General features: G+C 50.8%; 19 protein-coding genes and 1 other RNA gene. 10 read left to right on the plus strand and 10 right to left on the minus strand.

Going from position 1 to position 20,102, the window contains the following annotated elements; translation table 11 throughout:
• The first annotated feature begins 87 nt into the window (after window positions 1-87).
• Window positions 88-486: a long-chain acyl-CoA thioesterase FadM gene (fadM, locus tag C3D30_RS04675; RefSeq protein ID WP_001194524.1), complete on the plus strand. Its 399-nt coding sequence runs from the start codon at window positions 88-90 to the stop codon at window positions 484-486.
• 51 nt (window positions 487-537) lie between these two features.
• Here fadM and queC read toward each other — a convergent pair whose 3' ends face one another.
• Window positions 538-1,233 (minus strand): 7-cyano-7-deazaguanine synthase QueC, encoded by a 696-nt coding sequence (queC, locus tag C3D30_RS04680; RefSeq protein WP_000817223.1) that lies wholly within the window; start codon window positions 1,231-1,233, stop codon window positions 538-540.
• 64 nt (window positions 1,234-1,297) lie between these two features.
• Window positions 1,298-2,998: an SgrR family transcriptional regulator gene (locus C3D30_RS04685; RefSeq protein ID WP_105286535.1), complete on the minus strand. Its 1,701-nt coding sequence runs from the start codon at window positions 2,996-2,998 to the stop codon at window positions 1,298-1,300.
• A gap of 99 nt (window positions 2,999-3,097) precedes the next feature.
• Between C3D30_RS04685 and cof the strand changes: the two genes are divergently transcribed.
• From cof to amtB, 6 genes are all read left to right on the plus strand, one after another.
• Complete coding sequence (gene cof / locus C3D30_RS04690; protein WP_010354098.1) at window positions 3,098-3,916, plus strand: HMP-PP phosphatase; 819 nt, start codon at window positions 3,098-3,100, stop codon at window positions 3,914-3,916.
• A gap of 152 nt (window positions 3,917-4,068) precedes the next feature.
• Complete coding sequence (gene decR, locus C3D30_RS04695; protein ID WP_000884589.1) at window positions 4,069-4,527, plus strand: DNA-binding transcriptional regulator DecR; 459 nt, start codon at window positions 4,069-4,071, stop codon at window positions 4,525-4,527.
• Between the two features lie 29 nt (window positions 4,528-4,556).
• Window positions 4,557-6,329, plus strand: coding sequence for a SmdA family multidrug ABC transporter permease/ATP-binding protein (locus C3D30_RS04700; protein ID WP_105286536.1), 1,773 nt, complete (start codon window positions 4,557-4,559; stop codon window positions 6,327-6,329).
• Entirely contained in the window at window positions 6,322-8,103 is a 1,782-nt protein-coding gene (locus C3D30_RS04705) for a SmdB family multidrug efflux ABC transporter permease/ATP-binding protein (protein ID WP_105286537.1), read from the plus strand. Before C3D30_RS04700 ends, C3D30_RS04705 begins: the two co-directional genes overlap by 8 nt.
• 180 nt (window positions 8,104-8,283) lie before the next feature.
• Complete coding sequence (glnK, locus tag C3D30_RS04710; RefSeq protein WP_000780338.1) at window positions 8,284-8,622, plus strand: P-II family nitrogen regulator; 339 nt, start codon at window positions 8,284-8,286, stop codon at window positions 8,620-8,622.
• Between the two features lie 29 nt (window positions 8,623-8,651).
• Complete coding sequence (gene amtB / locus C3D30_RS04715; protein WP_000685029.1) at window positions 8,652-9,938, plus strand: ammonium transporter AmtB; 1,287 nt, start codon at window positions 8,652-8,654, stop codon at window positions 9,936-9,938.
• A gap of 48 nt (window positions 9,939-9,986) precedes the next feature.
• Here amtB and tesB read toward each other — a convergent pair whose 3' ends face one another.
• Window positions 9,987-10,847, minus strand: a complete 861-nt coding sequence (tesB, locus tag C3D30_RS04720) for an acyl-CoA thioesterase II (protein ID WP_105286538.1) — start codon at window positions 10,845-10,847, stop codon at window positions 9,987-9,989.
• 217 nt (window positions 10,848-11,064) lie between these two features.
• Between tesB and C3D30_RS04725 the strand changes: the two genes are divergently transcribed.
• On the plus strand, window positions 11,065-11,637 hold the full coding sequence (locus C3D30_RS04725) for a YbaY family lipoprotein (protein WP_105286539.1): 573 nt from the start codon (window positions 11,065-11,067) through the stop codon (window positions 11,635-11,637).
• Between the two features lie 30 nt (window positions 11,638-11,667).
• On the opposite strand, the gene C3D30_RS04730 is transcribed toward C3D30_RS04725, so the two are convergent.
• Window positions 11,668-11,979 carry an MGMT family protein gene (locus tag C3D30_RS04730; protein ID WP_000409909.1) on the minus strand — a complete coding sequence of 104 codons (312 nt, stop codon included), beginning with the start codon at window positions 11,977-11,979 and terminating at the stop codon, window positions 11,668-11,670.
• Between the two features lie 162 nt (window positions 11,980-12,141).
• Here C3D30_RS04730 and ffs point away from each other — a divergent pair.
• An RNA gene (gene ffs, locus C3D30_RS04735) (signal recognition particle sRNA small type) lies at window positions 12,142-12,238 on the plus strand.
• A gap of 118 nt (window positions 12,239-12,356) precedes the next feature.
• Complete coding sequence (locus C3D30_RS04740) at window positions 12,357-12,710, plus strand: DUF1428 domain-containing protein (RefSeq protein ID WP_000878148.1); 354 nt, start codon at window positions 12,357-12,359, stop codon at window positions 12,708-12,710.
• A gap of 38 nt (window positions 12,711-12,748) precedes the next feature.
• Here the strand turns inward: C3D30_RS04740 and pdeB are convergent, their stop codons facing one another.
• The 6 genes from pdeB to acrB all read right to left on the minus strand — a co-directional run bounded on the left by pdeB (window position 12,749) and on the right by acrB (window position 20,093).
• Window positions 12,749-14,299: a cyclic di-3',5'-guanosine monophosphate phosphodiesterase PdeB gene (gene pdeB / locus C3D30_RS04745; protein ID WP_105286650.1), complete on the minus strand. Its 1,551-nt coding sequence runs from the start codon at window positions 14,297-14,299 to the stop codon at window positions 12,749-12,751.
• 162 nt (window positions 14,300-14,461) lie between these two features.
• Window positions 14,462-14,932, minus strand: a complete 471-nt coding sequence (locus C3D30_RS04750; protein WP_010351650.1) for a YlaC family protein — start codon at window positions 14,930-14,932, stop codon at window positions 14,462-14,464.
• Between the two features lie 78 nt (window positions 14,933-15,010).
• The gene (gene maa / locus C3D30_RS04755; RefSeq protein WP_105286540.1) at window positions 15,011-15,598 is read right to left on the minus strand and encodes a maltose O-acetyltransferase; all 588 of its coding nucleotides are present in this window, start codon (window positions 15,596-15,598) and stop codon (window positions 15,011-15,013) included.
• Between the two features lie 171 nt (window positions 15,599-15,769).
• Window positions 15,770-15,988, minus strand: a complete 219-nt coding sequence (hha, locus tag C3D30_RS04760; protein WP_001280991.1) for a hemolysin expression-modulating protein Hha — start codon at window positions 15,986-15,988, stop codon at window positions 15,770-15,772.
• 4 nt (window positions 15,989-15,992) lie between these two features.
• Complete coding sequence (gene tomB, locus C3D30_RS04765) at window positions 15,993-16,388, minus strand: Hha toxicity modulator TomB (RefSeq protein ID WP_000344801.1); 396 nt, start codon at window positions 16,386-16,388, stop codon at window positions 15,993-15,995.
• A gap of 555 nt (window positions 16,389-16,943) precedes the next feature.
• A complete protein-coding gene (gene acrB, locus C3D30_RS04770; protein ID WP_001132458.1) occupies window positions 16,944-20,093 on the minus strand; it encodes an efflux RND transporter permease AcrB in 3,150 nt (1,049 codons plus the stop codon).
• Between the last annotated feature and the right edge of the window lie 9 nt (window positions 20,094-20,102).

Here is a 20,102-nt window from a genome sequence, read left to right on the forward strand (position 1 = left end):
ATTTTTTGCCAGACTGAAGAGGTCATACCAGTTATGACCTCTGTACTTATAACAGTTCTTATAACAACAACGTAAGGTTATTGCGCTATGCAAACACAAATCAAAGTTCGTGGATATCATCTCGACGTTTACCAACACGTAAACAACGCCCGCTACCTTGAATTTCTCGAAGAAGCCCGCTGGGATGGGTTGGAAAATAGCGACAGCTTTCACTGGATGACGGCCCATAACATCGCCTTCGTGGTGGTGAATATCAATATTAACTATCGTCGCCCGGCGGTATTAAGCGACCTGTTAACCATTAACAGTCAGTTGCAGCAATTAAACGGTAAAAGCGGCATCTTAAGTCAGGTCATTACTCTTGAGCCGGAAGGGCAGGTGGTGGCAGATGCGCTTATCACGTTTGTTTGTATCGATCTCAAAACGCAGAAAGCATTAGCTCTGGAAGGGGAACTGCGCGAAAAACTGGAGCAGATGGTTCAGTAAAAATTTTGTTGTGCCGGATGCTCAAGCCGCATCCGGCGAGACCCCGAATAATTACTGCAATCCGGTTTTCTGCTTCATCGCTGCCATCACCGCCGGCTTATCAGCCAGATAATGATTCAAACCGTTGGCGCGTAAATTACACGCTGCACAATGACCGCAACCGTCGCCTTTAATGCCGTTATAGCAGGTTAGCGTTTCGTTACGTACTAAATCCAGCTTGCCGTAATAATCCGCCAGCGCCCAGGTTTCCGCTTTATCAATCCACATTAGCGGCGTTTCAAAACGAATATCTTTCGCCATACCCAGACTGACGGCATGGTTCAGTGCTTTCACAAACTCATCACGACAATCCGGGTAGCCGGAGAAATCCGTTTCGCAGACGCCGGTGATCACTGCTTCTGCTTTAACCTGATACGCATATATCGCCGCCAGCGTCAGGAACAAAATATTACGCCCAGGGACAAACGTATTCGGGATACCATCGGCTTCAGGTTCATAATCAGGCACCGGAATGCTGTCACGCGTCAGGCTGCTGACCGCCAGCTCGTTGAGTAGCGTCACATCCAGCACCTTATGCGCGCGTGCACCCAGTTTCAATGCCAGTTCGCGTGCCACGTCAATCTCTGCGCGATGGCGCTGACCGTAATCGAACGTCACGCAATGGACTTCATCATATTGCTGCAATGCCTGTACCAGACAGGTGGTTGAATCCTGACCTCCACTAAACACAACGACGGCACGTTTCATAGATAATCCTGCTAAATCGATAAAAACGTTATGGTAACGCCTGCGGTTAACCCCGACCAGTGCTTCATTGCGACGGCGCGGGAAGCCAGGCTTCGGTAAATTCAAACCAGCCGCGCGGTGTCAGTCGCACACCATTTACTCCAGGCGGGGCGCTAATGCGATAGTGATAATTGAACAGCGGCGTCAGCGTTGCTTCTACCATTAACTGGCTAAACACGGTTTTCAGCGCGTTATTCCGCTTTTCTTCATCAGCCATCAACTGCACGGTATCCAGTGTCGATTGCAGATGTGCATATGCTGGAGCGTCGAAAACATATGACCAGAGTGGATCGCAACGCAGCCATTGCTCCAGGGTATATTCCGGCGCTTCGCCAATTAACCTGTCGCCCATCATCAAATCTGCCTGTGCCAGTGGGGTAGTGTCGTCCCAGTTTTTCGCGTTATGAAAAACAGTCGTTAATTCGCAACCTTCTGCTGCCAGCGTCGTTCGTAATTGTTCTGCCATTGCATGAAGTTCCACTGGCAGGTGATAAACCAACGTTAATGTTTCTGGTAGTTTGACCTCATTCGGTACATCCCATTGTGGAATAGCCCAGCCAGGCAGCAATGCATTACTGGCAGTGATCAGATTTTCTCCGACTTCTAACGTTTGTAGTAAACCGGATTGATGGATAATGGAGATCACTTTTCGCGCCTGCCAGAGGGACAGTCGGGGACTTTTGCGCAATGTTAAATAGCAAAAACCTAAACTGATGCCGCTACTGACCTGGCTGACCCGTGGCAACTCTTCAGGTTTACCGATGGTGATTTGTACTGGATGCTGACAACTGGTTCCCAAATCTTTTTCAAAAAGTGGTGGGGTTATCCAGTACTCAACCGCTTTTAGCAGTGGGTGATGTAAATGGTAATAATCATGGCTTTCGAGTCGCACCAGTTCCGCTGTGAATTTTGTTAAGCGAAAAGGGCCGGTTCCCACCAGCGATAATTGCGGATGCGCCAGATGGCTACAATAGCTCGCCAGCCGGTGAGCAAGCCAGTAATCACGGCGATGTAAAAAGAAGGTCAGACACTGCGGATGGGTGACTTCAATACGTTTCACGCTAGTCAATAATTTCCCCAACGCTGGCAGTTGTAGCAGCATCAATAATCGCAGGTGTAGTTGCGTTGCTTTTACCACATCGCCGTTATGCCAGTGCAGCGTTGAACGAAGATAAAAATCCCAGCGTAGCCCATCAGCAGAGATTTCCCAGTGATGCGCTAAATCGCCAATCGGGCGCTGGGTATTATTATCGAAGCGGGTCAGGCCGGAAAATATCTGTCCGGCGAGATGCTGCTCGGCACGGCCGGGCAAAAAGCCCGGTTGTAGCGGTTCGAGCGGGCGATAATAGGGAATACGCAACGTCGGCGTATCGTTTTGCCATTGTCCACCCATAAACGGCTGTAACAGAGTGCGCAGCTCTCCTGGGGCCAGTTGCGCCAGCTCCAGCACATCTTGCTGCTTTCCCGTTTCCAGTGCCTGTTCCATCATCGCATTACGCAGGGATCCCGGTGTCACCAGAAAACGCAGTTGCCCGCGCTTTCCTCGTCCTGACTGCGCCTGCCACTCCAGCCATCCCGACTCCTGAGCCTGACGTAATAGTGTACGCACATGGCGTTCGCTGCAAAAACAGCGTTCGGCCAGTTCGCTGACGGTGACGGATTGCGGCTCTCCGGCAGAAGGTTGCCACAGACGTTGATACTGGTTAAGACGGTTAAGCAGTCGCATATAAACCCGGAACAATATTATTTAACTATTCACTATTACTTCCGTATATATCAGGTGATACTCAATCACCATTAACCGTGTCACAGAGTGGAGAAAGAAATGGCTCGTCTGGCAGCATTTGATATGGACGGCACTTTATTGATGCCTGATCACCATTTAGGTGAGAAAACCCTCTCGACTCTGGCGCGTCTGCGTGAACGTGATATTACCCTCACTTTTGCTACAGGTCGCCATGCGCTGGAGATGCAGCATATTATCGGGGTGCTATCGCTGGATGCGTATTTAATTACCGGCAACGGTACGCGCGTGCACTCTCTGGAAGGCGAACTTTTACATCGTGATGATTTGCCTGCGGACGTGGCGGAATTAGTGCTCTACCAGAAATGGGATACCCAGGCCAGTATGCATATCTTCAATGACAATGGCTGGTTTACCGGGCAAGAGATCCCAGCATTGTTGCAGGCATTTGTGTATAGCGGTTTCCGTTATCAGATTATCGATGTCAAAAAAATGCCGCTCGACAGCGTCACCAAGATCTGTTTCTGTGGCGATCACGACGATCTTATGCGCTTGCATACCCAACTAAACGAAGCATTAGGCGAGCGCGCACATTTGTGTTTTTCGGCAATTAATTGCCTGGAAGTGCTGCCGGTGGGGTGTAATAAAGGCGCGGCGTTGGCGGTGCTGACCCAACATTTAGGTTTTTCACTGCGCGACTGTATGGCCTTTGGTGATGCGATGAACGATCGCGAAATGTTAGGCAGCGTCGGTAGCGGATTTATTATGGGCAATGCGATGCCGCAACTGCGCGCGGAACTCCCTCATTTACCAGTGATTGGACATTGCCGAAATCAGGCGGTCTCTCACTATTTGACGCACTGGCTGGACAATCCACATCTACCTTATTCCCCCGAATAACGAGATCTCTTCCAGCGCCGGGCAATAGCCCGGTTTTTTTTACTTTGAATTTGTCATTTTGTGCAGTGTCGTTTAAACCGCACAGAATAAATTGTCGGTATTTCGCCTTTAAAATAGAATTAAAAGAGAAAATAATTCTCTGTGGATTGGCGATGTTAGATAAAATTGACCGTAAGCTGCTGGCCTTACTACAGCAGGATTGCACCCTCTCTTTGCAGGCACTGGCAGAAGCCGTTAATCTGACGACCACGCCTTGCTGGAAGCGTCTGAAACGGCTGGAGGATGACGGTATCCTTATCGGCAAAGTCGCCCTGCTGGATCCGGAAAAAATTGGCCTTGGGCTGACTGCTTTTGTGCTGATTAAAACGCAACATCACAGCAGCGAATGGTATTGCCGCTTTGTCACGGTGGTAACGGAAATGCCAGAAGTGCTGGGGTTCTGGCGCATGGCCGGGGAATATGATTATCTGATGCGTGTTCAGGTTGCCGATATGAAACGCTATGACGAGTTTTATAAGCGTCTGGTCAACAGCGTTCCAGGGCTGTCGGACGTTACTTCCAGCTTCGCGATGGAACAGATTAAATACACCACTTCTTTACCCATCGAATAAATATCCAGAATCAGGTCAGGACACAACGCGTGCGATTATTTGCTCAACTAAGCTGGTATTTTCGTCGGGAATGGCGTCGCTATCTCGGGGCTGTGGCCTTGCTTGTCATTATCGCGATGCTGCAACTGGTTCCGCCGAAAGTGGTCGGTATTGTTGTCGATGGAGTGACGGAACAACACTTTACTACCGGGCAGATCCTGATGTGGATCGCCACCATGGTGCTGATTGCAGTCGTGGTTTATCTCCTGCGTTACGTCTGGCGCGTACTGCTGTTTGGCGCGTCTTATCAACTGGCTGTTGAACTGCGTGAAGATTATTACCGCCAGCTAAGTCGCCAGCATCCAGAATTTTACCTGCGTCATCGCACGGGCGACCTTATGGCTCGTGCGACCAATGACGTCGATCGCGTCGTGTTTGCCGCCGGAGAAGGGGTGCTGACGCTGGTGGATTCACTGGTAATGGGCTGCGCTGTGTTGATTATGATGTCTACGCAAATTAGCTGGCAGTTGACCTTATTCGCACTATTACCGATGCCAGTGATGGCAATCATGATTAAGCGCAACGGCGATGCCTTGCATGAACGCTTTAAGCTGGCGCAGGCGGCATTTTCTAGTCTCAACGATCGCACCCAGGAGAGCCTCACCAGTATCCGCATGATCAAAGCCTTTGGTCTGGAAGATCGCCAGTCGGCGCTATTTGCCGCAGATGCTGAAGACACTGGCAAGAAAAACATGCGTGTGGCGCGTATTGATGCCCGTTTTGATCCGACAATCTATATCGCGATTGGCATGGCGAATTTGCTGGCGATTGGCGGGGGAAGCTGGATGGTGGTGCAGGACAGCTTAACGCTGGGGCAGCTCACCAGTTTTATGATGTATCTGGGGTTAATGATTTGGCCGATGCTGGCGCTGGCCTGGATGTTTAACATTGTGGAACGCGGCAGCGCGGCATATAGCCGTATTCGGACGATGCTGGCTGAAGCGCCGGTGGTGAATGATGGTAGCGAACCAGTGCCGCAAGGGCGTGGCGAACTGGATGTAAATATTCGCCAGTTTACTTATCCACAAACTGATCATCCTGCGCTGGAGAATGTCAGTTTCGCACTCAAACCCGGTCAGATGCTGGGTATTTGCGGACCGACCGGTTCTGGCAAAAGTACTCTGCTGTCACTCATTCAGCGTCATTTCGACGTCAGCGAGGGGGATATCCGCTTTCATGATATTCCTCTGACGAAGTTACAACTCGATAGCTGGCGTAGCCGCCTGGCGGTGGTCAGCCAGACGCCATTCCTTTTTTCCGACACCGTGGCGAACAACATCGCGCTGGGTTGCCCGAATGCCACCCAGCAAGAGATTGAACACGTAGCGCGGTTAGCCAGCGTACATGACGATATTTTGCGTCTACCGCAAGGTTACGACACAGAAGTGGGCGAGCGCGGTGTGATGCTTTCCGGTGGACAAAAGCAGCGCATATCCATTGCTCGTGCGTTATTAGTCAACGCAGAAATCCTTATCCTTGATGATGCGCTTTCGGCGGTGGACGGACGCACAGAGCATCAGATTCTGCATAACCTGCGCCAGTGGGGGCAGGGGAGAACGGTGATTATCAGCGCCCATCGACTTTCTGCACTGACAGAAGCCAGTGAAATAATTGTGATGCAACACGGACACATCGCCCAGCGTGGCAATCATGATGCGCTGGCGCAACAAAGCGGCTGGTATCGCGATATGTATCGCTATCAACAACTGGAGGCGGCGCTCGACGACGCTCCGGAAATTCGCGAGGAGGCCGTCGATGCGTAGTTTTAGCCAACTGTGGCCGACTCTCAAGCGCCTGTTAGCGTATGGTTCGCCGTGGCGTAAACCGCTGGGGATTGCGGTTCTGATGATGTGGATTGCGGCGGCGGCAGAAGTCAGTGGACCGCTACTCATCAGCTATTTCATCGATAATATGGTGGCGAAAAATAATCTGCCGTTGAAAGTGGTTGCCGGTCTGGCGGCGGCGTATGTTGGGCTGCAACTGTTTGCCGCTGGACTGCACTACGCACAGTCGCTGCTGTTTAATCGGGCGGCGGTTGGCGTGGTACAACAGTTGCGAACGGATGTGATGGATGCCGCATTGCGCCAGCCATTAAGCGAGTTTGATATCCAGCCGGTTGGACAGGTGATTTCCCGCGTCACTAATGACACTGAAGTGATCCGCGACCTCTACGTTACCGTAGTGGCAACTGTCCTGCGCAGCGCCGCACTGGTGGGTGCGATGCTGGTGGCAATGTTCAGTCTCGACTGGCGAATGGCACTGGTGGCGATAATGATTTTCCCGGTTGTGCTGGTGGTGATGGTGATATACCAGCGTTACAGCACTCCGATTGTCCGCCGTGTTCGCGCCTATCTGGCGGATATCAACGACGGCTTTAACGAAATTATCAACGGCATGAGCGTTATCCAGCAATTCCGTCAGCAGGCGCGATTTGGCGAACGTATGGGTGAGACCAGTCGTTCACACTATATGGCGAGGATGCAAACCCTGCGCCTCGACGGTTTTCTGCTGCGTCCGCTGCTGAGTCTGTTTTCATCGCTCATTCTTTGTGGCTTGTTAATGCTGTTTGGCTTCTCCGCCAGCGGCACCATTGAAGTGGGCGTGCTGTATGCGTTTATCAGCTATCTTGGGCGGCTTAACGAACCCTTAATCGAACTGACCACGCAACAGGCGATGCTGCAACAGGCTGTGGTGGCGGGTGAACGCGTGTTCGAACTGATGGATGGGCCGCGTCAGCAATATGGCAATGATGATCGCCCGTTACAGAGTGGCACCATCGAAGTCGATAACGTGTCATTTGCTTATCGCGATGACAATCTGGTACTGAAGAACATTAATCTCTCTGTGCCTTCGCGTAACTTTGTGGCGCTGGTGGGGCATACCGGCAGCGGTAAAAGTACCCTCGCCAGTTTATTGATGGGCTATTACCCGCTAACGGAAGGTGAGATTCGTCTCGACGGTCGTCCATTAAATTCGCTAAGTCACAGCGCATTACGCCAGGGTGTGGCGATGGTGCAGCAAGATCCGGTGGTGCTGGCGGATACTTTCCTCGCCAACGTGACGCTGGGGCGCGATATCTCCGAAGCGCGCGTCTGGCAGGCACTGGAAACCGTGCAACTGGCGGATCTGGCGCGCAGCATGAGCGACGGTATTTATACGCCGCTGGGCGAGCAGGGGAATAACCTTTCCGTCGGGCAGAAGCAACTGCTGGCGCTGGCGCGCGTGCTGGTGGAGACGCCGCAAATCCTGATCCTTGATGAGGCAACCGCCAGTATCGATTCCGGTACTGAACAGGCGATCCAGCACGCACTGGCGGCGGTGCGTGAACATACCACGCTGGTGGTGATTGCTCACCGCTTATCGACCATTGTCGATGCCGACACCATTCTGGTGCTCCATCGTGGTCAGGCGGTGGAACAGGGGACGCACCAGCAACTGCTGGCAGCCCAGGGGCGCTACTGGCAGATGTATCAATTGCAACAGGTGGGCGAGGAGCTGGCTGCCAGCGTACGTGAAGAGGAATCATTGAGCGCCTGATTAGCGCAAAAATTCACCAATGGTGCAAAAATGTAACGCACTGTGCACTGTTATAGTGCGTTTTCATTTTCAATCTTCTTAACTTCCTGCTCTCTTTCTCGTTTTTCATTTCTGGCATACCGCTTGCAATACCTTCTTCGTGTAGCAGAACCATTACCGAATTCTGACCGGAGGGGATCTATGAAGCTGGTGACCGTGATAATCAAACCATTCAAGCTGGAAGACGTTCGTGAAGCGTTATCTTCCATTGGTATTCAGGGCCTGACCGTCACCGAAGTGAAAGGTTTCGGGCGTCAGAAAGGACATGCCGAGCTGTACCGGGGGGCGGAATACAGCGTCAATTTCCTGCCAAAAGTAAAAATTGATGTGGCGATTGCTGATGACCAACTCGATGAAGTAATCGATATCGTCAGCAAGGCGGCTTACACCGGAAAAATTGGCGACGGCAAAATCTTCGTCGCTGAATTGCAACGCGTCATTCGTATTCGTACCGGCGAAGCCGACGAAGCGGCGCTGTAATCTCTGGCACACAGCAACAGGAACGAAAAATGAAGATAGCGACGATAAAAACTGGGCTTGCTTCACTGGCGATGCTGCCGGGACTGGTAATGGCTGCACCTGCGGTGGCCGATAAAGCCGACAATGCGTTTATGATGATCTGTACTGCGCTGGTGCTGTTTATGACTATTCCGGGGATTGCCCTGTTTTACGGTGGGTTGATTCGCGGCAAAAACGTGCTGTCGATGCTGACGCAGGTGACGGTGACGTTTGCACTGGTCTGTATTCTCTGGGTGGTTTACGGTTACTCGCTGGCGTTTGGTGAGGGCAACAACTTCTTCGGGAACATTAACTGGCTGATGCTGAAAAACATCGAACTGACGGCGGTGATGGGCAGCATTTATCAGTATATCCACGTAGCGTTTCAGGGATCGTTTGCCTGCATTACCGTAGGCTTGATTGTTGGGGCGCTGGCGGAACGAATCCGCTTCTCAGCTGTGTTGATTTTCGTGGTGGTATGGCTGACGCTCTCTTACATTCCGATTGCGCATATGGTGTGGGGCGGTGGTTTGCTGGCTTCTCACGGTGCGCTGGATTTCGCGGGTGGCACGGTGGTGCACATTAACGCCGCAATCGCCGGTCTGGTGGGCGCGTATCTGATAGGAAAACGCGTGGGCTTCGGCAAAGAGGCGTTTAAACCGCACAACCTGCCAATGGTCTTTACCGGTACTGCCATTCTCTATATCGGTTGGTTTGGCTTTAACGCCGGGTCAGCGGGCACGGCGAATGAAATCGCGGCACTGGCATTTGTGAATACTGTGGTCGCAACGGCGGCGGCAATTCTTGGCTGGATCTTCGGTGAATGGGCGCTGCGCGGTAAGCCTTCACTGCTGGGGGCGTGTTCTGGCGCGATTGCCGGTCTGGTCGGCGTGACGCCTGCCTGTGGCTACATTGGTGTTGGCGGCGCGTTGATTATCGGCGTGGTAGCCGGTCTGGCGGGCTTGTGGGGCGTTACCATGCTCAAACGCCTGCTGCGGGTGGATGATCCCTGCGATGTCTTTGGGGTACACGGCGTTTGTGGCATCGTCGGCTGTATCATGACCGGGATTTTTGCCGCCAGTTCGCTGGGTGGTGTGGGCTTCGCCGAAGGTGTGACGATGGGGCATCAGCTGCTGGTACAGCTGGAAAGCATCGCCATTACGATTGTCTGGTCTGGTGTGGTGGCGTTTATCGGCTACAAACTGGCGGATTTGACAGTTGGCCTGCGTGTACCAGAAGAGCAGGAGCGCGAAGGACTGGACGTTAACAGTCACGGCGAAAATGCTTATAACGCGTAACAAGCACTGCAAAAAATAGCCGGACGGTTTTCACCTCCGGCTGTTTTTTTAATTGTGATTACGCATAACCCCTTCCTGAACTGTCGAGGCAACCAGCACGCCGTCCCGGGTATAAAACTCTCCGCGCACAAAGCCGCGTGCGCTGGAAGCAGATGTGCTCTCCACGCTATACAACAGCCATTCGTTCAGATTAAACGGACGATGGAACCACATCGAATGGTCGATGGTGGCAATCTGGATCCCCGGCTCGAGAAAACCGATGCCGTGCGGCTGCAGGGCAACAGGCAGGAAGTTAAGATCAGAAGCGTAACCGAGTAAGTACTGATGAACGCGCAGATCATCCGGCACGCTACCATTTGCGCGGATCCATACCTGACGATGAGGTTCTGCGACGTGACCTTTCAGCGGGTTATGAAATTCCACCGGACGGACTTCCAGCGGACGATCGCAGATGAATTTATCTTTCAGCACTGGCGGCAGCAGGTGCGCCAGCGATTGGGCGATTTGCGTTTCCGAAGGCAGGCCATCAGGCGCTGGCGCGGATGGCATTGTTTTTTGGTGCTCGAATCCGGTCTCTGGTGCCTGGAAAGAGGCCGTCATATAAAAAATCGGTTTACCGTTTTGAATAGCAGCAACCCGACGGGCGCTGAAGCTGTTACCGTCACGCAGCGTTTCAACATCATAAATAATCGGCTTTTTACTATCGCCTGGGCGAAGAAAGTAGCTGTGAAACGAATGTACCAGACGCTCTTCAGGGACAGTTTCTTTTGCAGCATACAAGGCCTGACCCACAACCTGGCCACCAAAGACCTGGCGTAAACCTAAATCTTCACTCTGGCCGCGAAAGAGTCCTTCCTCAATTTTTTCCAGATTTAACAATGTCAGTAAATTTTTTAGCGCCTGACTCATATAACTCTCCAGTAACAAAGCTGCCGCAGCAAGCCAAAGTGAGTTGAGTATAACGCAATTTTGGTACTGGTCCGATGGGTGCAATGGTCTGAATTACGGGCTAAATGCAGGCGTTAATACGTGACATGTGCCACACTTATTGACGTTACTATTTTGTTAACCACTCTTCCGGCGAGGAAAGTTAGCCCGCTGGTGCATTGATAATAAGGAGAAGTGAATGAAACTCGTGCACATGGCCAGTGGTTTAGCGGTTGCGATTGCGTTGGCGGCTTGCGCGGATAAAAGCGCGGATATCCAGACGCTAGCACCGGCTGCAAATACGTCTATTGCAGCGACACAGCAACCTGCTATACAACAACCGAATGTTTCCGGTACGGTCTGGATCCGTCAGAAAGTCGCACTGCCGCCTGATGCCGTGCTGACCGTGACACTTTCTGACGCGTCGTTAGCGGATGCGCCTTCTAAAGTTCTGGCGCAGAAAGCAGTACGTACCGAAGGTAAACAGTCACCGTTCAGTTTTGTTCTGCCATTTAACCCGGCAGACGTTCAACCGAACGCACGTATCCTGTTGAGTGCGGCGGTTACCGTGAACGACAAACTGGTGTTTATCACCGATACCGTTCAACCGGTGATCAATCAGGGCGGAACCAAAGCTGACCTGACATTAGTGCCGGTTCAGCAAACCGCCGTGCCGGTTCAGGCCAGCGGTGGTGCGACGACTACCGTACCTTCGACTTCACCAACTCAGGTGAATCCGTCTTCGGCAGTTCCGGCCCCTACGCAATACTAAGCGCCATTAACCCTCTCCGCCTGGAGAGGGTTAGTAATCCCAGCGATAACGCTGTAAGTCGATTTGCCCGCTTCCCGATACCATCACGCCTTCTGCCAGTAATGCCTGCCGTTGACGCTGCAAATCCGGGCCGGTTAACGAAATTGTGCCGTGACGATTAACCACCCGATGCCAGGGGAGGGTGCTGCCTTCGGGTAGACGCTTTAATACTCCACCGACCTGGCGTGCGGCGCGGGGTGATCCCGCCAGTTTCGCGACATCGCCGTAAGTGGTGACGTAGCCTTCGGGAATAGCGGCGACGATTTGCCAGACGCGTTGGGGAAATGAATCTTCTTTTTCCATCTTTTCTTCCTGAGGTAATTTTTCAGCATAATCTGGAAAAACGCCAGAGTGAAGCCGCATTGCGCAAGAAACCAGCATCCGGCACGCAATGGGTTGCAATTAGCAGGGGCAGCAGTGATAATGCGCCTGCGCGTTGGTTCTCAACGCTCTCAATGGGGGCTCTGTTGGTTCTCCCGCAACGCTACTCTGTTTACCAGGTCAGGTCCGGAAGGAAGCAGCCAAGGCAGATGACGCGTGTGCCGGGATGTAGCTGGCAGGGCCCCCACCCATTTCTGCTCCCGCCGTTTCGTCAAAAAATCCTAATATGGCTAAACTTTAACCACGACTGACGCCGCAAGAATTGTCTGGCTGCGCAGTACGCTTCGGAGGTATTTCTGATGAAGTATGTTGATGGTTTTGTGGTTGCTGTTCCTGCCGAAAATAAAGATGCCTATCGAGAAATGGCCGCAAAGGCCGCGCCACTGTTTAAAGAGTTTGGCGCGCTTCGCATTGTTGAATGTTGGGCCAGCGATGTGCCAGACGGCAAAGTGACCGATTTTCGCATGGCAGTGAAAGCGGAAGAGAATGAGGAAGTGGTGTTTAGCTGGATTGAATATCCTTCAAAAGAGGTCCGCGACGCTGCCAATCAAAAAATGATGTCTGACCCACGAATGAAAGAGTTCGGCGAATCAATGCCGTTTGATGGCAAACGGATGATTTACGGTGGGTTTGAGTCAATCATCGACGAGTAGCGTGACGGGCTGTGCGGCGTGCCGCCAGCCCCCAAAATTTACAGATGGTATTCTGCCCAGCGTATGAAATCTTCTTTTGGCAACGCTTTGCTGTACAGCCAACCCTGACCGTAATGCACGCCATGCTGACGTAGCCACTCTTTCTGTTTACCCGTTTCGATCCCTTCCGCCACCATTTTCAGTTTCAACGTTTTTGCCATTTCGATGATATGCGGCGTGACGTTTTTATATTCCAGCGCATCAACGAAGGATTTATCGATCTTCAGAATGTCGACATCCAGATCCTGTAAATAACTTAAACTTGAATACCCCGTACCAAAATCATCGAGATAAATTTCATGGCCCGCCTCCCGGTAGCGAGAAATTATCGGGGCGCTGGTTTTCGGAGCGGCAAACTCACGTTCAGTGAGTTCAAGAGCGATCTGTTTGGGGTTAACCTGGTAGTGATTGATCATATCTCGCAGCAGTTGCGGAATTTTTTCCGAGGCGAGCACTGTGGATTCAAGATTGATGGAAATATGTTGTTCCGGGTGCTGTCGCAGCCAGTCGCCCATATCTTCAAACACGTTTCTTATAATCAGCAGCGTCAGTGGCTCAGAAAGACCCGTTTGCTGTGCCAGCGGAATAAAACTATCTGGCGACAACCAACTACCGTCTGTCTGCGGCCAGCGCGCCAGTGCTTCAGCTCCGACAATTTTGCCATTGGCTAAGGAGACAATCGGCTGGTAGTGCACGCAAATATCACGATTTTCGATGGCATCCTGCAGGCGATGATGCGGAGACTGGATACGGCGCAAAATGCGCAACACAAACATTGCTGCCAGCAGGCCAATTAACAACCCTACAGGCAACCAGATAAAGACCTGCCGATGCCAGCCTTTTTGCAACATTTTCGTTGAAGCCCAGGTGATGATGGAAATATTCATCTCCGGGAAGGGCAGAATATCGTAAATGATCCCATTATTTTCGATATGCTCACCGGGGGTTTTTTGCAGTTGGGTAATAATACCCCGGGCAATTTCGTCGCTGCTAGTTATGACAATATTATGGGCATTGCCAATAATGGCGGCATCAATTTGCCATGAGCTATAAGGAATCACGTCGATAAAGGAAGCGGGGTCGATCATCACTACATAATGTGCGGTTCCCATAGCAACCATGTAACGGGTAATACCTAAGTCATTGTGTGAGGTTAACCAGACCCGATAACCATCTTTTGAAATCTTCCCCGGCTCCGGGAAGGTATCCGGTGGGCTTTCATGTTCCAGAGAAGAGCATTGGGGAACGTTGTTATCGATATAAACCACTTCCTGAATATAGCGATAGCTGTATGAAACCCGGCGCATTTCCATGAGATGCTCTTCACTACAGGCTCCGCCTTGCCATCTTTCCAGCTCTTGTAGTGCATCTTTTCCTTGCGTCGCCACTTTATTGGCCCGAATAGCGACGCGGGAGGAATAGGTATTCAGCTCTTCAACAAACGACGCTTCTACCTGCTGATGGGCCAGCCAGATGCTTAAGCCGACAGGCAGCAGTACTGAAAGAATCAGTACTCCCGAAATCAGGCCGACCAGATGTCGTGTTCTCACCAGCATGTCCTTATTAACACAGTGTAGGGAAAGTATATCTGATTGTGAAAAAAGGCTGGCAGGAGATAAGTGGGTAAGGTCAGTATTTCATGAAATGATGGGTGGCAACGATCATTGTCAATTGACCAGGCGCAGAGCTTACGCCTGGTGTGAAATCCTGACTTAAGATGTTGATTCGGCGCGAGCCAGGGTGAAAATATCGTAAAAAGACAGCTCACCTTTACGGGCGATCATTTTTTGCAACTGTTCTTTGTGGATATTCGCGACACGCGGCGAGTTCAGTATGGTTTCAACCAGCGCAGCAGGGACAAAGCGCGTGTTATACCATTCGCCGTTATAGCAAACGCGAAAATCCAGTACGTCGATATCTTCGTAGCGGTAGCGTGGGTAGACATCAAAAAAGAAGAAACCGTTGAGCAGGATGAATAACACTACCAGGAGCCAGACTGAACCTGACAGCGTTTCAGACTGCAACATCACTGCCAGCGTGGCAAAAAAGGCAACGTACATGCCAATAAACAGCCCCGGATGTTTGCGGATAAAACTGATACTAAAGCGGGGCTTGTTGTCGCGTTTTTCGCGCGTATTCAGAGATTCAATTGTTTCGGTCAGCAGGCGTTGTATTTCGGTCATCTTTTGCCTTCGTGGTATCTGCAACTCTCCAGGGAACACCCTATTTTAACGTGGGAATGATATGAGAAAAGTAACAGATTAGCTACAATTTTGCATAACAGTTGCAAATTGTAGTTGCAGTTTTTTAATGATTCTGGCCGGGTTACCGCCTACGACAACATTATCAGGGACATCTTTGGTGACGACGGCTCCTGATGCCACTACGACGTTATCGCCAATAGTAACCCCCGGGTTAATGATGGCACGACCACCAATCCAGACGTTGTTACCGATAGTCACCGGTTTCCCTAGTTCAGCACCGCTATTACGTGCTACGGGATCGACAGGATGGGTCGCGGTATAAATATGGACGCCAGGCGCCAGCATACAATTATCGCCTATACGAATAGGGCAGACATCAAGCATCACGCAATCGAAGTTCGCGTAAAACCCTTTACCGAGAAAAATGTTATAGCCATAGTCGCAGCGAAAGGAGGGCTCAATATACGCATCCGCAACCTGACCGAGTAAATCGGTGAGGATTTGTTGGCGTAATGATTGATCTTCCGGCAAGGAATGATTGTATTGGTGAATAAGCTGACGAGCGCGCAGGCGATCGCGAGATAAAGTCTCATCTGCCGAGCGATACAACTCACCAGCAATCATCTTTTCTTTTTCTGTGCTCATTACTGACGACCCGGTTGCTGGAAATGGGGCAACACAGTAATACGAAATGTCAGTGATGAGAACGTTCCCGTTACCTCTGTGTGACGGAGGTCACACGCGGCATGTCGTCATAGTAAAAATAAAATATGTCTAATAAACAGATGGTTATAGTTCAGGGGTTATACTGTTTAATTATCGAATAAATTTCCACACCGAGGAAGGGATTTTGTCGTAAAGCTTATTCATGGTCAATTCTGCAAGACGGTGATCTGCGGCTGAGTAAAATACCGCCAGTTCATTATCTGATAATTCGTATTTATTTTTCTCGATAACACGTTCCAGCGTGTCAATTGTCTGACAACGACGCAAACGCATCAAATAATCGGTTTTCGTTAAAGGCTTATCGGACATACTTCTACCCATGGTTGTAATAATTAGAACAAGATAAACTCGCAGGATTCTCTTTAGTGGCGTTCACAAAACAACGGAACAGTCGGTTACCTGACTTCCGCCATTTCTGGAGATCCTGCATATTAATACCATAACTACTGAACAACATAAAGGTGTCGTCCAGATATTCATCTATCTGCTCAATGAGCTTATTGTCTTCATTATACTTAATTTTGTAATTAAGTGCGAAGGTCGCAATATGCTCAATGAGTTCATTTAGCTGCAGATTGATAGCCGAGGTAGGGTCGTTAACCCAACCATGATTGCTTTCTTCAAGGTTTGCAAGACAGTCATGATACAGGGTTTCGCAGAGAAATTTAAGCTGTGCAATATCATGTCTTTTTGGTGAGTATTCATCCATAACGCGTCCCCTTCTTAGTGGTTGAACTAACGGACACCTTTCGGGGTGGGAAAACCTACTGACCTGGACTTGCCCTCACAGTTGTTAGATTAACTATAATCCACTCTATGAAGGTTTTCATCGCATTATTACGAAAAATTACAATTAGTGGGAGGAGGAGGAAAAGGCTTACTTTTTCACCCTGCATCAACCACGTAAAGGCTAAAGCAGTTTGTTTGATGCTATTCATAACGTAATCAGGATCCTTGCATCGGGGGTGATAAAATGAGACGGGAGTTTGTCACACTAATACCCAGGATTACTCTGATTATGATGTAATTGATATGAATAAATAAAGGATTGCCGCAAATAATTAAGAATAGCCTCTAGATGTCTATGGGTTATTATACCTATTGCTACCACTTAATATAAATTAACTAACAATAAGCATTTTTTATGAATTTTATGTAGCGTTAAAACTAACTTCCGTTTGTGAGCTTAGCTGTAAACATTGTTATTTTAAGATTATACGTATTAAAAAGGCCGCTTGCGCGGCCTTAGTGATTACGAGATCTATCAATGATGATCGACAGTATGGTTATGTTCGATATCTTCATTCTTGCGACTAAAGCGGCGGCGAACCACCACAAAGAACACCGGAACGAAGAAGATTGCCAGTACTGTTGCTGTCACCATCCCGCCCATTACGCCGGTCCCTACTGCGTTTTGTGCGCCGGAACCAGCACCAGTGCTGATAACCAGCGGCATAACACCGAGGATAAACGCCAGTGAGGTCATCAGGATTGGGCGTAAACGCATACGCACCGCGTCCAGAGTTGCTTCAATCAGACCTTTACCTTCTTTATCCATCAAGTCTTTGGCGAATTCGACGATAAGTATCGCGTTCTTCGCCGACAACCCAATGGTTGTAAGCAGGCCCACCTGGAAGTATACGTCATTGGTTAAGCCACGGAAGGTAGCTGCCAGCAACGCACCGATAACCCCCAGCGGAACAACCAGCATAACGGAGAACGGAATCGACCAGCTCTCATACAGCGCCGCCAGACACAGGAACACCACAATCAACGAAATTGCGTACAGCGAAGGCGCCTGGTTGCCAGAGAGACGTTCCTGATAGGACATCCCCGTCCAGTCGTAGCCAACCCCCGTAGGCAGTTTGCTCGCCAGTTGTTCCATCAACGCCATCGCTTCACCGGTACTCTTACCCGGTGCCGCCTGACCTAAGATCTCCATGGATGGCAGACCGTTGTAACGTTCCAGACGTGGCGAACCGTATTCCCAACGGGAAGAGGAGAACGCCGAGAATGGCACCATCTGACCATTAGCAGCGCGGACATACCAGTTACCGATATCTTCCGGCAACATGCGGTATTTCGCTTCTGACATCACGTAAACTTTCTTCACACGACCACGGTCGATAAAGTCGTTCACGTAGCTGCCACCCCATGCCGCACCCAGAGTGGTGTTAATGTCGTTGATAGAAACACCCAGCGCCTGAGCTTTTTCCTGGTCGATATCAATCTTAAACTGCGGCGTGTCTTCCAGACCGTTTGGACGCACGCTGGTCAGCAGATCAGGATGTTTCGCTGCTTCGCCCAGCAACTGGTTACGTGCCTGGGTCAGTTTTTCGTGACCGAGGCCGGCCTGGTCAATCAACTCAAAGTCAAAACCGGTTGCCGTACCCAGTTCCACAATCGCAGGCAGGTTAAAGGCGAACACCATCGCATCTTTAATCTGCGAGAAGGCGCGCGTTGCACGCGTGGTAATTGCTTCAACTTTGTTCTCATCACCCGGACGGTCAGCCCAGTCCTTCAACGAAACGAACGCAATACCCGTGTTCTGACCACGTCCCGCAAAGCCGAAGCCGTTAACGGCGAACACCGACTCAACGTTGTTCTTTTCTTTGGTCAGATAGTAATTCGTCACTTCGTTGAGCACTTTCTGCGTGCGTTCCTGCGTTGCGCCTGCAGGTAACTGAACCATGGTCATAAATACGCCCTGGTCTTCATCCGGCAAGAAGGAGCTTGGCAGACGCACAAACAGATAGGCCATGCCGACCACGATGATCAGATACAGCACCAGATAACGCCCCGTACTGCGCAGAATACCGCCTACGCTGTCGGTGTAGTGGTGCGTGCTCTTCTCGAACATGCGGTTAAACCAGCCAAAGAAGCCTTTTTTGCCTTCACCGTGATCGCCTTTAGCGATAGGTTTTAGCATGGTCGCACAAAGCGCCGGAGTCAGGATCAACGCCACCAGTACTGACAGTGCCATTGCCGAAACAATGGTAATGGAGAACTGACGATAGATTGCACCAGTCGAACCGCCGAAGAAGGCCATCGGTACGAATACCGCAGAGAGCACCATCGCGATACCAACCAGCGCGCCCTGAATCTGCCCCATCGATTTACGAGTGGCTTCTTTCGGCGGCAAACCTTCTTCCGCCATCACACGTTCCACGTTTTCTACGACAACGATGGCGTCATCCACCAACAGGCCGATAGCGAGCACCATCCCGAACATCGTTAGCGTGTTTATCGAGAAGCCAAAGGCTGCAAGGACCGCAAAGGTTCCAAGCAATACCACCGGAACGGCAATGGTTGGAATCAACGTCGCGCGGAAGTTCTGCAAGAACAGATACATTACCAGGAACACGAGGATGATCGCTTCAACCAGCGTTTTAACCACTTCGTGAATGGAGATTTTCACGAATGGCGTAGTGTCGTACGGGTAAACGATTTTCAGACCTGACGGGAAGAACGGCTCCATCTTCGCCAGTTCAGCACGGATAGCCGCAGCCGTATCCAGCGCGTTCGCACCGGTCGCCAGTTTGATACCCAGACCAGAAGCGGGTTGTCCGTTAAACTCTGCGATGATGTCGTAGTTCTCACCACCCAGCTCAATTTTCGCCACATCACGCAGCAGCACGCGGGAACCGTCCTGATTCACTTTCAGCAGAATTTTGCCGAACTCTTCAGTGGAGGTCAGACGCGTCTGAGCAATAATAGAGGCGTTAAGCTGCTGGCCTTTCACCGGCGGCGTACCACCGAGCTGACCGGCCGCGACCTGGGCGTTCTGTGCTTTGATAGCGGTAATGACATCAACCGGCGTTAACTGGTATTTGTTCAACTCATTCGGGTTCATCCAGATACGCATTGCATACTGTGAACCGAACAGCTGAACGTCACCGACGCCTGATGTACGGCTGATGGCATCTTTCATATTCGCCGCTACATAGTCAGAGATATCCTCCTGCGTCATGGAGCCATCGGTGTTGATAACGCCGACAACCATCAGGAAGCTACTGGAAGATTTCTCAACGCTCACCCCTTGCTGCTGTACTTCCTGCGGCAGTAATGGCATCGCCAGTTGCAGTTTGTTCTGCACCTGAACCTGCGCAATATCCGCATCAGTACCAGACTCAAAGGTCAGGGTGATCTGCACAGTACCCGTGGAGTCACTGTTGGAGGACATGTACATCAGGTTATCGATACCGTTCATATTCTGTTCGATAACCTGTGTAACAGTATCCTGCACTGTTTTTGCATCAGCGCCAGGATAGGAAGCGGAGATCGTTACTGCCGGCGGTGCAATCGTAGGATATTGCGCCACCGGCAGTTTGAGGATCGCCAGCCCCCCTGCCAACATGATGATGATAGCGATCACCCACGCAAAAATCGGGCGATCAATAAAGAAATTAGGCATGTCTTAACG

This window comes from Escherichia sp. MOD1-EC5433, assembly GCF_002966005.1.
Taxonomy (GTDB): Bacteria; Pseudomonadota; Gammaproteobacteria; order Enterobacterales; family Enterobacteriaceae; genus Escherichia; species Escherichia ruysiae.

Excerpts from the sequence above, each read along its gene's own strand:
- amtB (WP_000685029.1), top strand. The coding sequence starts at position 8,652 with ATGAAGATAGCGACGATAAAAACTGGGCTTGCTTCACTGGCGATGCTG.
- maa (WP_105286540.1), bottom strand. The coding sequence starts at position 15,598 with ATGAGCACAGAAAAAGAAAAGATGATTGCTGGTGAGTTGTATCGCTCG.
- C3D30_RS04725 (WP_105286539.1), top strand. The coding sequence starts at position 11,065 with ATGAAACTCGTGCACATGGCCAGTGGTTTAGCGGTTGCGATTGCGTTG.
- tomB (WP_000344801.1), bottom strand. The coding sequence starts at position 16,388 with ATGGATGAATACTCACCAAAAAGACATGATATTGCACAGCTTAAATTT.
- tesB (WP_105286538.1), bottom strand. The coding sequence starts at position 10,847 with ATGAGTCAGGCGCTAAAAAATTTACTGACATTGTTAAATCTGGAAAAA.
- fadM (WP_001194524.1), top strand. The coding sequence starts at position 88 with ATGCAAACACAAATCAAAGTTCGTGGATATCATCTCGACGTTTACCAA.
- glnK (WP_000780338.1), top strand. The coding sequence starts at position 8,284 with ATGAAGCTGGTGACCGTGATAATCAAACCATTCAAGCTGGAAGACGTT.
- C3D30_RS04685 (WP_105286535.1), bottom strand. The coding sequence starts at position 2,998 with ATGCGACTGCTTAACCGTCTTAACCAGTATCAACGTCTGTGGCAACCT.
- queC (WP_000817223.1), bottom strand. The coding sequence starts at position 1,233 with ATGAAACGTGCCGTCGTTGTGTTTAGTGGAGGTCAGGATTCAACCACC.
- acrB (WP_001132458.1), bottom strand. The coding sequence starts at position 20,093 with ATGCCTAATTTCTTTATTGATCGCCCGATTTTTGCGTGGGTGATCGCT.
- hha (WP_001280991.1), bottom strand. The coding sequence starts at position 15,988 with ATGTCCGATAAGCCTTTAACGAAAACCGATTATTTGATGCGTTTGCGT.
- C3D30_RS04730 (WP_000409909.1), bottom strand. The coding sequence starts at position 11,979 with ATGGAAAAAGAAGATTCATTTCCCCAACGCGTCTGGCAAATCGTCGCC.
- C3D30_RS04750 (WP_010351650.1), bottom strand. The coding sequence starts at position 14,932 with ATGACCGAAATACAACGCCTGCTGACCGAAACAATTGAATCTCTGAAT.
- cof (WP_010354098.1), top strand. The coding sequence starts at position 3,098 with ATGGCTCGTCTGGCAGCATTTGATATGGACGGCACTTTATTGATGCCT.
- decR (WP_000884589.1), top strand. The coding sequence starts at position 4,069 with ATGTTAGATAAAATTGACCGTAAGCTGCTGGCCTTACTACAGCAGGAT.
- C3D30_RS04705 (WP_105286537.1), top strand. The coding sequence starts at position 6,322 with ATGCGTAGTTTTAGCCAACTGTGGCCGACTCTCAAGCGCCTGTTAGCG.
- C3D30_RS04740 (WP_000878148.1), top strand. The coding sequence starts at position 12,357 with ATGAAGTATGTTGATGGTTTTGTGGTTGCTGTTCCTGCCGAAAATAAA.